Genomic DNA, 13,535 nt, shown 5'->3' on the forward strand with positions numbered 1-13,535 from the left:
TCAGCCGTTCGCGGCCTGCGCTTCCTGAGACTGGCGCTTGAGGGCCTGCAGGCGCTCGAGCTCGATCTGGTCGCGCTTGTCCTGCTGCTTGCGCAGCTCCTCGCGGCGCGTGATCTCCACGTCCTGCGCGCTCGGTTCGTGCCGCAGCTCCAGCGAGCCACCCGCCGCCATCGCCGGCTCCCCGCGACGGCTCTTGAGCTTGATGTTCAGGCGCAGCTCGTTGGCCGAGTCGGCGTTGCGGATCGCTTCTTCGTAGGCGATGTGGCCTTCGTTGTACAACTCGAACAGCGCCCAGTCGAACGTGCGCATCCCGAGCTCGCGGGACTTGTTCATGATGCCCTTGAGCTCGTTGAACTCGCCCTTGAAGATCTTCTCGGCGATGGTCGGCGTGTTGAGCAGGATCTCGATCGCGGCCACGCGCCCCTTGCCGTCCTCGGTGCGCACCAGGCGCTGCGAGACGATCGCGCGCAGGTTGGCCGACAGGTCCATCAAGAGTTGCGTGCGGCGTTCTTCCGGGAAGAAGTTGATGATGCGTTCCATCGTCTGCGACGCGCTGTTGGCGTGCAGCGTGGACAGGCACAGGTGCCCGGTTTCGGCGAAGGCGATGGCGTGTTCCATCGTTTCGGCGTCGCGGATTTCGCCGACGAGGATGACGTCCGGTGCCTGGCGCAGCGTGTTCTTCAGCGCGTGGTGCCACGAATGCGTATCGACGCCGACTTCGCGGTGCGTGACCAGCGACTTCTGCGAGGCGTGCGCGTACTCGACCGGATCCTCGACGGTGATGATGTGGCCGGCCTGCGTGCGGTTGCGGTGGTCGATCATCGCCGCGAGCGACGTCGACTTCCCCGAACCCGTGCCGCCGACCACCAGCACCAGCCCGCGTTTTTCCATCACGACGTCCTTGAGGACCTCGGGCAGGCGGAGCTTTTCGAAGTTGGGGATCTCCGCGGCGATCGTGCGGCACACCAGGCCGACATGGCCCTGCTGCACGAACACGTTCACGCGGAACCGCGACACGCCGGGGACGGCGATCGCGAAGTTGCATTCCATCTCCTGCGCGAACTCCGCCCGCTGCTTGTCGTTCATCAGCGCGTTGGCGAGCACGGCGGTGACATCACCCGTGAGCTTCTGCTGCGTCAGCGGCGTCATTGCGCCGTGCGCCTTCATGCTGGGCGGGAAGTCGTGCGAGATGAACAAGTCCGAGCCGCCAGCCTTGGCCATCGCCGCGAGCAACTTGTGCATGTACTCGCGGGCTTGCGATTCATTGAGCATCCGCGAATTTTACGGACACGAGCCCCTTTCGATCCCGGATGACCGTCACGGTCACCCGGTTGCGGGCGGTCACCTGTGCGTGTTCAGTTACGCGTCGCTGCCGGTTTCTTCCGACGGCATGCGGAACCACGCTTCGACCGTGCCCTTCACCTTCATCGTCATCGGCATGCCGCGGCGATCGAGCGACTTGCCCACCGGCACGCGCACCCAGCCTTCGCTGATGCAGTATTCCTCGACGTTCGTGCGCTCGGTGCCGTTGAACTTGATGCCGATGCCGCGCTCGAGCGCCTGTTCGTCGTAGAACTTGCTGCTCGGATCGTTGGAGAGGCGGTCGGGAGGCGTGTCGGTCATTGGGCGCTCGGTGCGTGGATCGGTGGAGCGCGCATTCTACGGTGCCTCGCGGCGGCCCTGTGCGCGGGCGCGGGCGATGACCCGGCGGACGAGGGCGCGGTCGGCGTGTCGGGAAATCGGGATGGCGCCCAGGCGCAGCGCGGCTTCGCGCAGGTCGGCGTCGACGTCATAGTGGGCGCCGCTGGTCTTGTCCTGGAACGCGCGCCGCGGCATGCCGATCGCCGCGGCCATCGCATGGAGTTCGTCCAGCGTGTCTGCCATCAGGTGCGCCCAGCGCCGGCCGCGCCAGAGCGTCACCGCGTCGTCCACGTACACGCTCATGTGAAAGCACCGGCCATGGGCGCAGGATCGCCGCTGGCGTTGCATCCTGTCCATCGCGCCACCATGTGAAGGCCCATGCAGACCCCCGACGAGCAAGCGCAACCCCAGCTGCAGGTGTCCGACGACATCGCCGCCACCCCCGACGCCCTGGCCGGCAGCGCGCCCCTCGCGCGGCCGACCGGTGCGCGCGCCGACTGGCAGGTGCTGCGCTCGCTGGTGCCGTTCCTCAAGCCGTTCTCCGGGCGCATCGCTTTCGCGCTGTTGCTGGTGGTATGCGGCAAGCTCGCCAACCTCGTCGTGCCGGTGGTGCTGAAGAAGATCGTCGATGCGCTGAACGTCGCGCCGACCTTGCTGGTGCTGCCGGTGGCGCTGTTGCTGGCGTACGGCGCATCGCGCGTGTCGGTCACGCTGTTCACCGAATTGCGGCAGGTCGTCTTCGCGCGCGTGATGGCGCGCGTGTCGCGCCGCGTGACCTTGCAGGTGTTCCGCCACCTGCATGCGCTGTCGCTGCGCTTCCACCTCGCCCGGCGCACCGGCGGCGTGGCGCGCGATGTCGAACGCGGCGGGACGGCGATCTCCGACCTGCTCGACTGGACGATCTACACGATCATCCCGACCGCGCTCGAGATCATCATGGTGGCCGCGGTCCTCGCATACGCCTACGACTGGGGCTTCGTCGTCATCACAGGCATCACGCTCGTGGCCTACGTGCTGTTCACCGTGTCGATCACCGAATGGCGCACGCGGTACTACCGCGCGGCCGTGGAAGCCGACACGAAGGCCAACGAGCGCGCGGTCGATTCGCTGCTCAATTACGAGACCGTCAAGTACTTCGGCAACGAGGAACACGAGGCACGCCGCTACGACGAGAATCTCCAGCACCTGGAGAACGCGTCGGTGATGAGCCGCAAGACGCTCGCCGTGCTCAACCTCGGGCAGACGGCGATCGTGGCGCTGGGCGTGTCGGCGATGATGTGGCGCGCGGCGGCGGGCGTGGTTGCCGGGCACATGACGGTCGGCGACCTGGTGCTCGTCAACGCCTACCTGCTGCAACTGTCCGCGCCGCTCAACATGCTGGGCATGATGTATCGCGAAGTGAAGCAGGCGATGACGAACCTCGAACGCCTGTTCGGCCTGCTGGACGAACGCCAGGACGTGCAGGACCGCCCGGGCTCCGTGGCCTTGCACGCCACGCAGCCGGAAGTGCGGTTCGAACGCGTTCGCTTCGCCTACGACGTGCGCCGGCAGATCCTGCGCGACGTCGATTTCACGATCCGGCCGGGCGCGACGGTGGCCGTCGTCGGCCATTCGGGCTCGGGCAAGTCCACGCTCGCGCGATTGCTGTATCGATTCTACGACGTGGACGACGGCCGCATCACGATCACCGACGCGCACGGCGCGGCACACGACGTGCGCGATTACACGCAGCAATCGGTGCGCGCGACCATCGCCATCGTCCCGCAGGACACGGTGCTGTTCAACGACACGATCTACTACAACATCGAATACGGCCGGCCCGGCGCCACGCGCGAGGAAGTGGAACATGCCGCGCGTGCCGCGCACATCCACGACCTCATCGTGGGCCTGCCCGATGGGTACGAAACCGAAGTCGGCGAGCGCGGCCTCAAGCTCTCGGGCGGCGAGAAGCAGCGCGTCGCCATCGCACGCGCGCTGCTGAAGAACCCGGCCATCCTGATCTTCGACGAAGCGACCTCGGCGCTCGATTCGCGCTCGGAACAGGCCATCCAGGGCGAACTCGATCGCATCGCATTGGGGCGCACGACGCTGACCATCGCGCATCGCCTCTCGACGGTGATGGGCGCCGACGAAATCCTCGTGATGGATGCCGGCCGCATCATCGAGCGCGGCACGCACGGCGCGCTGATCGCGATGCAGGGCCACTACGCGCAGATGTGGAAGCTGCAGCAGCAGGAGCGGCAGCGCGAACTCGAGGCGGCCGGCTGATGTGCCTGATCGCCGTCGGCTTTCGCGCGCATCCGCGATGGACGCTCGCGGTGATCGCCAATCGCGACGAGTTCCATGGGCGTCCCGCGGCGCCTGCCGGGCCTGATCCGGAATTCCCGCAGGTCTTCGGCGGTCGCGACCTCGAAGCGGGCGGCAGCTGGCTGCTCGCATCGGCGCAACGCCGCTTCACGGCGGTGACCAACGTGCGCGCGGGACTGAATCCGGAGTCGGCGCCGCGCTCGCGCGGCGCGCTCGTGCGCGGATTCGCCACGGGCGCGATCGCGGCGAATGAATACACCGCCTCCCTTTCGGATACCGCCGGCGACTACGGCCGCTTCAACCTGCTGTGCTGGGACGGCGATGCGCTCCACTTCGCCACCAACCATCCGCGTTTCGAAACGCACGCGGTCGGCGATGGCATCCACGCGATGTCGAACGGCGCGTTCGACGCGCCATGGCCGAAGAGCGGACGCGCGACGCGCGCGCTGGAACAGTGGCTCGCGCACGCGCCCCCGGAGGTGGACGCGGCCTCGCTCTCGCCGTTGTTCGACGCGCTCGCCGACACCGCGCCCGCGCCCGATGCGCGATTGCCCGACACCGGCGTGGGCCTGGACATGGAACGCGTGCTCTCGCCGCCGTTCGTGCGCGGCGCGCGTTACGGCACGCGCTGCAGCACCGTGGTGCTGATCGACGATGGCGGCATCACATTTGCCGAGCGCCGTTTCGGCCCCGACGCGCAACCACAGGGCGCCACCTTCGCGCAACTGCCGTTCGCTGCAACACCGTGTGTGAACGGTGCAACATTGCGATGACCTCCGGCACATTCGCGGCGGGAACGTCTCCTTAGAATTCGCGCTCGCAAACCCCACTTTTCGAGCACGAACATCATGAAGCGTTCCTTTTTCGCCGTCGCGGCGTTCTCCCTCCTCGCCTTGTCCGCCCACGCGCAGCAGGCTTCCGGCAACCTGATGGGCAACGCCCAGCCCGGCGACACCGTCGAAGTGACCGGCAACGGCACCGGCTGGCACCGCGAAGTCGCGGTGCAGGAAAGCGGCAAGTGGATGATCCGCCAGGTCCCGCTGGGCGAGTACACGGTCGTCGTCAAGCACGCCGACGGCACGGCCGAAAAGGCCAAGGGTGCCGCGGTCCGCGCCGGCTCCACCGCGCGCGTCAAGTAAGGCCTCCGTTCGTCGCGAAGGGCGCTCCCACGGGGGCGCCCTTCGCTTTTTTCGGGCATACACTTGCTCCACCGAACGGTTCGGAGACGTGTCATGATCAGGCTCCCGCATCGCGTACTCGCCGCCATCGCGGCGTTGTGCCTTTCCATTTCGTGCGCCTACGCGCAGTACTCCGGCGGCGGCCTGTGGGGCCGCGCGAAGGCGGGCGACGTCGTGCACATCGAGAACGCCGACACCGGCGTCAAGCAGGACCAGACGCTCGCCGAAGACGGCAAGTACCGGTTCGAGCGCATTCCCGTCGGTGTCTACACGATCACCATCACGCACGCCGACGGCACGGTCGATCCGCCAAAGAAAGCGCGCGTCGCGCTGGGCACCAACACCTACGTGAAGTAAACGGTCGTTGCGGGAAACGGCCGGTTCGCGGCGCGAACGCCGTTTCCCCACGGACATCCATCATGTCTTCCACAGGGGGAAGAGGCATGAGCACCGTGATCCGCGAACTGTTCGCGGGCGAAGTCCTGTATCGCCAGGGCGACCCATCCGACTGCGCCTGGCTGATCGAGAAGGGCGCGATCGAACTCCACTCCGAACATGGCCGCCGCAACACGCAGCACGGCACGCTGGGCCCCGGCGAATTGATCGGCGAACTCGGAATGCTCGACGGCCAGCCGCGAAGCGCCACCGCCACCGCACGCGGTGACACGACGCTGCTGGCGATCGACCACGACCAGTTCCTCGAACGCCTCGACGGCGGCGACCCGATCGTGCGCACGCTGGTCCTGAGCCTGCTGCGCCGCACGCGCAGCATCCTGGCGGCGATGCCGCAGGACGTGCAGTTGCCCGCCGAAGATCTGGCCACCGAATCCAACGAGGAGCGCGCGGGCCTCGACAAGATCCGCCTGGAAGCGCGCCTGCGCGATGCGCTCGATACGAAGACGCTCGAGGTGCGCTACCAGCCGATCTTCGACATTCCCGAAGGCCTCGTGCGCGGGTATGAAGCATTGGTCCGTTGGCAGTTGCCCGATCGCGGCCCGGTGTCGCCGGCCGAATTCATCAAGCTCGCAGAAGAGACTTCGTTGATCGTGCCCGTCGGCGAGTACGTGCTCGACCGCGTGATCGAAGTGCTCGTCGCATTGCGCGACGCGGGCGTGTCGCCGTTGCCGAGCATCGCGGTGAACCTCTCCGCGCGCCAACTCGTCGAGCCCGGCATGGCGCGCCAGATCGTGCAACGCGTCGAACGCGCGCAACTGCCGCCCGGCACGCTGAAGCTCGAAGTCACCGAAAGTCGCATGCTCGACTACGCGCCGGTCGCGGCCGTGATGCAACATTGCCGCGCGCACGGCATTCCGTTCGCGCTCGACGATTTCGGCACCGGCTACTCCAACCTCACGCACCTGCACAAACTCGACTTCGAGTTCGTCAAGGTCGACCAGGCCTTCGCGCGGCACATGTTCGATTCGGAGCGCGCGATGAAGATCGTCGAGGCGATCATCGCGATGGCGCACGCCATCGGCGCGAGCGTGGTGATGGAAGGCGTCGAGACGCACGAGCAACTCGAACGCTTGCGCATGATGGGCGTGCGTTACGCGCAGGGCTACCTGATCGGGCAGGCGGCGCCCACGGCGCAGGTGTTGTCCGGCGAAGCGGCGCGCGGCATCGCGCCGAAAACGCCCGAACCGGCCTGACCACCCGGGCGTCACGCGGGCATGCCGACCATCGCGGCATGCCCGTGAAATCCTTCCTCGCCATCGCGGGTCTCGCCCCCGCGCTCGCCTGGGCGCAAAGCGCGCCGGCTCCCGTCGAACTCGATCGCGTGCAGGTCACCGCCACGCACGCGCCCGCCGCCGCACGCGACGTGCCGGCGTCGGTGAGCGTGATCGACCGCGACGACGGACGCACCGATGCGCTCGGCGCGTCACTGTCCGAACGACTGACGACCGTGCCCGGCGTGCTCGCGCGCGACCGCCGCAACTACGCGCAGGACGAGCAGATCTCGGTCCGCGGATTCGGCACGCGCGCGAGCTTCGGCATTCGCGGCGTGCGGCTCGTGGTCGACGGCGTGCCGGCGACGATGCCGGACGGGCAGGGGCAGGTCTCGCATCTGCCGCTCGCCTTCGCCGACCGCATCGAGGTGCTGCGTGGGCCGTTCTCCGTGCTGTACGGCAATGCAGCCGGCGGCGTGATCCAGGTGTTCACCGACGATCCGATGGCGCCGTGGTCGATCGATGCGGGCGCCAACGTCGGGCCCGATGCATCGCGGCGTTTGTCGCTGGCGGTCCAGGGCGGGCGGGATCGCATGGGGGGATTGCTGGGCGCGCAACACTTCCGCACCGATGGCTTTCGCGAACACTCGGCGGCGGAACGCAATCTGTTGCACGGGAAGTTTTGATACGACTCTGGGGCGACGAGCGCCACGCTTGTCGTCGACACGCTCGATTCGCCGAACACGCAGGATCCGCTCGGCCTGGATCGCGCGCAATTCGAAGCCGATCCGACGCAGGCCGCGCCGCAGGCGATTACCTTCGATACGCGCAAGTCGGTGTCGCAGCGGCAGCTGGGCGCGGTGGTCGAACACGGGCCGTTCCGCGCGACGCTGTACGCAGGCAAGCGCGAGGTCGAACAATTCCTTGCGATTCCGGTCGCCACGCAGCGCAATCCGTTGAGCAATGGCGGTGTCGTGGACCTCAGCTCGCCATACTCGGGCGTCGATGCGCGCTGGACCGGCACGATGGGCGATGCATGGTCGTGGACGGCTGGCGTGTCGTACGACGCGATGCGGCAGGATCGACGCGGCTACGAAAACTTCGTCGGGACGACCCTCGGCGTGCGCGGCGCCCTGCGCGCAGACCAGGCCGATCGCGTCGATGCGCTCGACCCTTTCGCGCAAGCCACGTGGACGCCGAACGATGCGTGGCAACTCACGGCGGGCGTGCGCCACAGCCGCGTCCGCTTCCGCTCCGAGGACCACTACATCCGGCCCGGCAACCCCGACGACAGCGGTCGCGTGACGTATACGGCGACCTCGCCGGTCCTCGGCGTGCGCTGGCGCGCGAACGCCGCCGTGCAGTTCTACGCCGCGTACGGCGAGGGCTTCGAGACCCCGACCTTCAACGAATTGCAGTACCGCAGCGACGGCGGCAGCGGCCTGAACTTCACGCTGGACGCCGCGGAGACGCGTAGTGCGGAGGCGGGCATGAAAGTCTCGAGCGGTCGCCTGCGCACGGAACTCGCACTCTTCCAGGCGCGCACGGACGACGAGCTCACCGTGGGAACGAGCGCGGGCGGGCGCACGACGTACCAGAACGCCGGCCGTGCGCAGCGCACGGGGATCGAACTCTCCGGCGCGCTGGCGTTCGCCGACGCGTGGACCGCGGAATTCGCAGTGACGTGGCTCGATGCCAAGTTCGTCGACGGATTCCTCGCATGCACCGCCGCGCCGTGTACCGTGCCGACGGTGCCCGTCGCCGCCGGCACGCACATCCCGGGCATCCCGCGCACGCAGGCGCAAGCCGCGGTGCGGTGGGGCGATCTCGCAAGCGGTTGGCATGCGCGCGTGGAAGGCGTGTACGTCGATGCCGTGCCGGTCAACAACTTCGGCGACGAAGCGGCGCCTTCCTACGCGGTCTTCAACGCCAGCGCCGGCTACGGATTCGACAGCGGGCGCGTGTTCCTCGCGCTCGACAATCTCGGCGACCGCATTTACGCAGGATCGGTGATCGTGAATGAAGCCAACCGCCGCTATTACGAACCGGCACCGGGCCGCGGCGCGACCGTCGGCATCGAGTTCCACTGGCGCTGACGCTCACCCCTTGACGCACACGACCTGGCGCAGCGTGTGCACGATCTCGACCAGGTCCTGCTGCGCGGCCATGACCGCTTCGATCGGCTTGTACGCGGCCGGCGATTCGTCGATCACGCCGGCGTCCTTGCGGCATTCGACATGCGCCGTCGCCTCGCGATGCTGCTTGAGCGTGATGCTGTTGCGCGCCTGCGTGCGGCTCATCACGCGGCCGGCGCCATGGCTGCAACTGTGGAAGCTGTCCGCATTGCCCAGCCCGCGCACGATGTAGCTGCGCGTGCCCATGCTGCCCGGGATGATGCCGAGCTCCCCGGCGCGCGCGCTCACCGCACCCTTGCGCGTGACCAGCAGCGACTCGCCGTGGTGGTCTTCGCGGTCGACGTAGTTGTGGTGGCAGTTCACCGCTTCCTTTTCCAGCTGGAACTTCGGCAGCTTCTGGCGGAGGGCGTGCAGCACGCGGGCGAGCATCGCCTCGCGGTTGGTGCGCGCGTAATCCTGCGCCCACGACACCGCTTCGACGTAGTCGTCGAACAGTTGCTCGCCTTCGAGGAAGAACGCGAGGTCCTTGTCGGGCACGTGGAAGCCGAGCACGCGCTTTTCGAGCTCGCGACGCGCGCGCTCGATGAAATACGTGCCGATGAGATTGCCAGTCCCGCGCGAGCCCGAATGCAGCATCACCCACACGCGGTCGTCTTCGTCGAGGCACAGCTCGATGAAGTGGTTGCCGCCGCCGAGCGTGCCTGCCTGGCGATCGACCTTGTCCGGGCGGATCTTCGGATGCTTCGAACGGATGCCGGACAGGCGCTGTTCGAGCCCGGCGTCCGCGAGCCGCGTCGCGATGCCGTCGGGCACGTGGCGATGTTCGCCGTGCGGGCCGTTGCCGACCGGCACGGCGCGCTCGATGGCATCGCGCAGACCTGCGAGCGAATCGGGCAGGTCGTTCGCGCGCAGCGTCGTGCGCACCGCGGCCATGCCGCAGCCGATATCGACGCCGACCGCCGCCGGGATGATCGCGCCGCGCGTGGGCACGACCGAGCCCACCGTCGCCCCCTTGCCCAGGTGCACGTCGGGCATGACGGCGACCCACGGACCCACGAACGGGAGCGCGGCGATGTTGCGCAGTTGCGCGTGCGCCTGCGATTCCAGCGGCACGCCGCGCACCCAACCCTTGATGGGTGTCTCCCCTTCAGCGTGGAGAAGTTCGAACGTCGAGCTTTCAGTGTTCATGATCCGTTCCTGTTTAGCGCGCCCGGCGCATGCGTGCAAGCGCGTCGTTGCGTTGCGATCACGCCGCGCATCGCAGGCTTTCGCCCGCAGGCGCGATGGCGTGCGCCGCATTCGCCACGGAGGCACCCCATGCGCGTTCGACTCGCTTTCTCATTGCTCGCCGCCTGCGTCAGCGCCGCGATCGCCACGTCCTGCGCGCAGAAATCCAACATCGCGCCGGAAGACACCAGCGGCCCCGCACCCGCGCTGACCGCGCCCGACAAGGCCCTGTTGCCGACGGTGAAGATCGCGCCCGCGACCGGTTGGAAAGCCGGCGAAATGCCGACGGCCGCGAACGGGATGAACGTGCGGGCGTTCGCAACGGGGTTGGTGCATCCGCGCTGGTTGTACGTGCTGCCGAACGGCGATGTGCTCGTGGCCGAGACCAACCGCCCGCCGACGCCCGACGAACCCGCCAATCCGATCCGCGGCGCGCTGATGAAATCGGCCTTCGAAAAAGCCGGCGCCGCGGTGCCCAGCCCCAACCGCATCTCGCTGTTGCGCGACACCGACGGCGATGGCGTAGCCGAAACAAAGTCGACGTTGTTGTCGAACCTGTTCTCGCCCTTCGGCATGGCGCTGGTCGGCGACAGACTGTACGTCGCCAACGCCGATGCGCTGGTGTGGGTGCCGTACAAGAAAGGCGAGACGCGGATTTCCGCCGCGCCGCAACAGCTCGCCGCGCTGCCCGGCGCACCGCGCAACCACCACTGGACGAAGAGCCTGCTTGCATCACCCGATGGATCGAAGTTCTACGTCGGTGTCGGTTCGAACAGCAACGTGGCCGAGAACGGCATCGAAGTCGAAGCCAATCGCGCGGCGATCCTGGAGATCGACGCGAAGACCGGTGCCTCGCGCGTGTTCGCCAGCGGCTTGCGCAATCCGGTCGGGATCGCGTGGGAACCGACGACGAAGGTGTTGTACGCGGTGGCCAACGAGCGCGACGAGCTCGGCAACGACCTGGTGCCCGATTACCTGACCTCGGTGAAGGAAGGCGCGTTCTACGGTTGGCCGTGGAGCTACTACGGCGCGCACGTCGACACGCGCGTCAAACCCGAACGCCCGGACATGGTCGCGAAGGCGATTGCGCCGGACTATGCGCTCGGCCCGCACGTCGCTTCGCTGGGGCTGACGTTCTCTTCCGGGAACAGGATGCCGGCTGCGTGGCGCACCGGTGCCTTCGTCGGTCTGCACGGATCCTGGAACCGCGATCCGTTCAGCGGCTACAAGGTGATCTTCGTGCCCTTCGCCAACGGCAAACCCGCCGGCGAACAACAGGACGTGCTGACCGGATTCCTCGATGCGCAAGGCAATGCGCGCGGCCGCCCGGTGGGCGTGGCGATGGCGAAGGACGGGGCGTTGCTGGTGGCCGACGATGTCGGGAACACCGTGTGGCGCGTGGCGCCGTAGCGCCACGCACATGTCTCCAGGAAATCAGGCGATCTCTTGCGGCTTGGCCTCGAACCGCCGGGCGTAGTCGCGTTCCGACGCGATGCGCTGCACTTCCGACGATGCGAGGTCCGGCGCCGCGTACACCGCGTAGGCGATCTCGCCGCCGTTGCGCTGTCCCACGTGGTGCAGGTTGTAGCGCGATTGGCCCGCGCCGGTGTTTTCGGGGTAATGCTTCGGCGGCGTGTTGCCGTCCATGTCGAGTTCGGCGTTGTCGACCGTGCCACCGACGAAGAGTGCTCGCATGCGCTGGCCCCGCAGAGGTGTGTGAACCCCATGCTGGGCCAGCGGCCGTGGACATTCCATCAAACCGGCGTTAGGCCGGCGCTAATCCCGCTCAGGTGGCCGGGCTCATCCGACGCGTGAGGAAGTAGTACGCCAGGTTGCCGGCGCCGGTGGCCAGTGCGAGCACCGCGATCACGCCCGGCGTGACGTGGTCCCAACCGTAGGCTTCGATGAGGGCGAAGCCGGCACCGACGGCCAGCAACGTGACGCCCCAGCGCAGCGAGCTGTGCTTCTGGCGCAATTCCTCGCCGACCATGATGGAACGGACGAGTTCTTCCGAACCGTTGGTGCCGATCAGCGCGCGGCGGGTGCGGGCATCCACGATGACCTTGATGACGTAGGCGATGCTCACGAACAGGGTGATCGGGATGAGGATTTCGAAGTTCATGGGGTGCTCCGGGGTGGTCTGGGCAGGTGCGTTGTTGGGGTGACGGAGCAGGAGATACCGGCGGCGCGGGACCGGTTGCAGCGGCGGCGACCGTTCGTCGCCCATGCCGGGTTGCAACCGATGGCCTGTCGGGCGTATCTGGAACCGGCATGGATGGAGGCCTGCCCCTGGAACACCCCGCGCCCGCCGACGCGCCCCCACCCACCGATGCGCCCGACCGAGAGGCCGACCGCGCATTGGTGGCGGACGTGCTCGCCCAGCGCCCGGGCGCGTTCGAGCGCCTGGTCCGGCAATACCAGGGCCTGTGCTTCCACGTGATCCAGCGCATGGTCCGCCAGCCCGACGACACCCGCGAGCTGTGCCAGGACACGTTCCTGCGCGTGCATCGCTATCTCCACCAGTACCGCGGCGACAGTTCGCTGCAGGGCTGGATCGGGCAGGTCGCCTACTCGGTGGCCAAGCGCCACCTGGAACGCAAGCGCATCCCCTTGCAGGATGCTGCCGACCCGCACGAACACCAGGCACTGTTGGAGAACGTCGGCGATGCCTTCGACCTGGAAGGCGCCCTGGTCGACGACGAATCCGCACGCTGCCTGCACGAGGCCATCGAGACACTGCCGCCGTTGCAGCGCACGCTGCTCACGCTGTATCACCTGGAAGAGCTGCCGATCGGCGAAATCGCCGAAATGACTGGCCTCGCCGAAGGCACCATCAAGAGTCACCTGTTCCGCAGCCGCCAGCGCCTTCGCCAGGTGCTGGAAGGCCGCATGGGAGTCGCCGCATGAACACCAACGACCACATCGATTCGCAGGAATGGACCGCGCAGGAACGTGCGATGCGCGATGCCCGCGCAGGGCTCCCGTCGACCGATCCGCTCGCGATGCGCTACCGCAAGGTCGCCGATGCGTTGCGCGCCCCCGTGGCGGATCAGTTGCCCGCCGATTTCGCGGCGAGCGTCGCGCGCCTGGCGGAAGCCAACGCCTGCGCGCCGGAACCGGCGCTCGTGCAATCCGCGCGCGCCGGCATGCTGGAACGGACGTTGCTGCGCGCCACGCTCGCGGTCCTCGGCCTCGGCAGCGCGGTGGTCGTGGCGATGTGGGGCCCGACGTGGATCGCGCCGATCGCGTCGTTCCTGCGGCTGGATTCGGCCGGCGCGGTGAACTGGGCGCTCGCGCTCGCCGCCTGTGTCGGCACCACGTGGCTGACCGACCAACTGCGGCGCCGCAAGGAGCAGCCGGCGCGCGCCGCGTAAACTGGC

At 67.9% G+C, this 13,535-nt stretch carries 15 protein-coding genes and 1 pseudogene; 10 read left to right on the top strand and 6 right to left on the bottom strand.

Translation table 11 applies throughout. From position 1 onward, the window contains the following. Window positions 1-159: 159 nt before the first annotated feature. The 3 genes and pseudogenes from LF41_RS13100 to LF41_RS13110 form a co-directional block, all read right to left on the bottom strand. Window positions 160-1,272: pseudogene (locus tag LF41_RS13100) on the bottom strand (PilT/PilU family type 4a pilus ATPase); the annotation flags it as partial. Window positions 1,273-1,359: 87 nt separating this feature from the next. Then, entirely contained in the window at window positions 1,360-1,623 is a 264-nt protein-coding gene (locus LF41_RS13105; protein ID WP_036170478.1) for a DUF3297 family protein, read from the bottom strand. A gap of 36 nt (window positions 1,624-1,659) precedes the next feature. Beyond that, complete coding sequence (locus LF41_RS13110; protein WP_036170480.1) at window positions 1,660-1,944, bottom strand: DUF4031 domain-containing protein; 285 nt, start codon at window positions 1,942-1,944, stop codon at window positions 1,660-1,662. 75 nt (window positions 1,945-2,019) lie between these two features. Between LF41_RS13110 and LF41_RS13115 the strand changes: the two genes are divergently transcribed. The 7 genes from LF41_RS13115 (at window position 2,020) to LF41_RS16790 (ending at window position 8,889) form a co-directional block, all read left to right on the top strand. Then, window positions 2,020-3,909, top strand: a complete 1,890-nt coding sequence (locus LF41_RS13115; protein WP_084073634.1) for an ABCB family ABC transporter ATP-binding protein/permease — start codon at window positions 2,020-2,022, stop codon at window positions 3,907-3,909. After that, window positions 3,909-4,721 (top strand): NRDE family protein, encoded by an 813-nt coding sequence (locus LF41_RS13120; RefSeq protein ID WP_036170482.1) that lies wholly within the window; start codon window positions 3,909-3,911, stop codon window positions 4,719-4,721. Before LF41_RS13115 ends, LF41_RS13120 begins: the two co-directional genes overlap by 1 nt. Window positions 4,722-4,796: 75 nt before the next feature. Further along, window positions 4,797-5,087, top strand: coding sequence for a carboxypeptidase-like regulatory domain-containing protein (locus tag LF41_RS13125; protein ID WP_036170484.1), 291 nt, complete (start codon window positions 4,797-4,799; stop codon window positions 5,085-5,087). 93 nt (window positions 5,088-5,180) lie between these two features. Beyond that, window positions 5,181-5,483, top strand: a complete 303-nt coding sequence (locus tag LF41_RS13130) for a carboxypeptidase-like regulatory domain-containing protein (protein ID WP_036170486.1) — start codon at window positions 5,181-5,183, stop codon at window positions 5,481-5,483. An 86-nt stretch (window positions 5,484-5,569) separates the two neighbouring features. After that, entirely contained in the window at window positions 5,570-6,775 is a 1,206-nt protein-coding gene (locus LF41_RS13135; protein WP_036170488.1) for an EAL domain-containing protein, read from the top strand. A 38-nt stretch (window positions 6,776-6,813) separates the two neighbouring features. Beyond that, window positions 6,814-7,479: a TonB-dependent receptor plug domain-containing protein gene (locus LF41_RS16785; protein ID WP_052116429.1), complete on the top strand. Its 666-nt coding sequence runs from the start codon at window positions 6,814-6,816 to the stop codon at window positions 7,477-7,479. Window positions 7,480-7,629: 150 nt separating this feature from the next. Further along, window positions 7,630-8,889, top strand: a complete 1,260-nt coding sequence (locus LF41_RS16790; protein WP_052116430.1) for a TonB-dependent receptor — start codon at window positions 7,630-7,632, stop codon at window positions 8,887-8,889. Window positions 8,890-8,892: 3 nt separating this feature from the next. Here LF41_RS16790 and LF41_RS13145 read toward each other — a convergent pair whose 3' ends face one another. Then, complete coding sequence (locus LF41_RS13145) at window positions 8,893-10,116, bottom strand: RtcB family protein (RefSeq protein ID WP_036170490.1); 1,224 nt, start codon at window positions 10,114-10,116, stop codon at window positions 8,893-8,895. Between the two features lie 129 nt (window positions 10,117-10,245). Between LF41_RS13145 and LF41_RS13150 the strand changes: the two genes are divergently transcribed. After that, window positions 10,246-11,565 carry a PQQ-dependent sugar dehydrogenase gene (locus LF41_RS13150; protein WP_052116431.1) on the top strand — a complete coding sequence of 440 codons (1,320 nt, stop codon included), beginning with the start codon at window positions 10,246-10,248 and terminating at the stop codon, window positions 11,563-11,565. 24 nt (window positions 11,566-11,589) lie between these two features. Here the strand turns inward: LF41_RS13150 and LF41_RS13155 are convergent, their stop codons facing one another. After that, window positions 11,590-11,850, bottom strand: coding sequence for a hypothetical protein (locus LF41_RS13155; RefSeq protein WP_036170492.1), 261 nt, complete (start codon window positions 11,848-11,850; stop codon window positions 11,590-11,592). Between the two features lie 91 nt (window positions 11,851-11,941). Next, window positions 11,942-12,277, bottom strand: a complete 336-nt coding sequence (locus LF41_RS13160; protein WP_036170897.1) for a DUF6249 domain-containing protein — start codon at window positions 12,275-12,277, stop codon at window positions 11,942-11,944. Between the two features lie 149 nt (window positions 12,278-12,426). On the opposite strand from LF41_RS13160, the gene LF41_RS13165 reads away from it, so the two are divergent. Together LF41_RS13165 and LF41_RS13170 are read left to right on the top strand one after the other, a co-directional pair. Then, complete coding sequence (locus LF41_RS13165; RefSeq protein ID WP_084073637.1) at window positions 12,427-13,062, top strand: RNA polymerase sigma factor; 636 nt, start codon at window positions 12,427-12,429, stop codon at window positions 13,060-13,062. Further along, window positions 13,059-13,529: a hypothetical protein gene (locus LF41_RS13170; RefSeq protein WP_036170494.1), complete on the top strand. Its 471-nt coding sequence runs from the start codon at window positions 13,059-13,061 to the stop codon at window positions 13,527-13,529. Before LF41_RS13165 ends, LF41_RS13170 begins: the two co-directional genes overlap by 4 nt. Window positions 13,530-13,535 lie beyond the last annotated feature (6 nt).

Source organism: Lysobacter dokdonensis DS-58 (assembly GCF_000770795.1).
GTDB classification, from domain to species: domain Bacteria; phylum Pseudomonadota; class Gammaproteobacteria; order Xanthomonadales; family Xanthomonadaceae; genus Noviluteimonas; species Noviluteimonas dokdonensis.

Coding starts and splice junctions, on each gene's coding strand:
- LF41_RS13125 (WP_036170484.1), top strand. CDS start 4,797: ATGAAGCGTTCCTTTTTCGCCGTCGCGGCGTTCTCCCTCCTCGCCTTG.
- LF41_RS13135 (WP_036170488.1), top strand. CDS start 5,570: ATGAGCACCGTGATCCGCGAACTGTTCGCGGGCGAAGTCCTGTATCGC.
- LF41_RS13160 (WP_036170897.1), bottom strand. CDS start 12,277: ATGAACTTCGAAATCCTCATCCCGATCACCCTGTTCGTGAGCATCGCC.
- LF41_RS13155 (WP_036170492.1), bottom strand. CDS start 11,850: ATGCGAGCACTCTTCGTCGGTGGCACGGTCGACAACGCCGAACTCGAC.
- LF41_RS13150 (WP_052116431.1), top strand. CDS start 10,246: ATGCGCGTTCGACTCGCTTTCTCATTGCTCGCCGCCTGCGTCAGCGCC.
- LF41_RS13165 (WP_084073637.1), top strand. CDS start 12,427: ATGGATGGAGGCCTGCCCCTGGAACACCCCGCGCCCGCCGACGCGCCC.
- LF41_RS13110 (WP_036170480.1), bottom strand. CDS start 1,944: ATGAGCGTGTACGTGGACGACGCGGTGACGCTCTGGCGCGGCCGGCGC.
- LF41_RS13130 (WP_036170486.1), top strand. CDS start 5,181: ATGATCAGGCTCCCGCATCGCGTACTCGCCGCCATCGCGGCGTTGTGC.
- LF41_RS16785 (WP_052116429.1), top strand. CDS start 6,814: ATGCCCGTGAAATCCTTCCTCGCCATCGCGGGTCTCGCCCCCGCGCTC.
- LF41_RS13105 (WP_036170478.1), bottom strand. CDS start 1,623: ATGACCGACACGCCTCCCGACCGCCTCTCCAACGATCCGAGCAGCAAG.
- LF41_RS13120 (WP_036170482.1), top strand. CDS start 3,909: ATGTGCCTGATCGCCGTCGGCTTTCGCGCGCATCCGCGATGGACGCTC.
- LF41_RS13145 (WP_036170490.1), bottom strand. CDS start 10,116: ATGAACACTGAAAGCTCGACGTTCGAACTTCTCCACGCTGAAGGGGAG.
- LF41_RS13170 (WP_036170494.1), top strand. CDS start 13,059: ATGAACACCAACGACCACATCGATTCGCAGGAATGGACCGCGCAGGAA.
- LF41_RS13115 (WP_084073634.1), top strand. CDS start 2,020: ATGCAGACCCCCGACGAGCAAGCGCAACCCCAGCTGCAGGTGTCCGAC.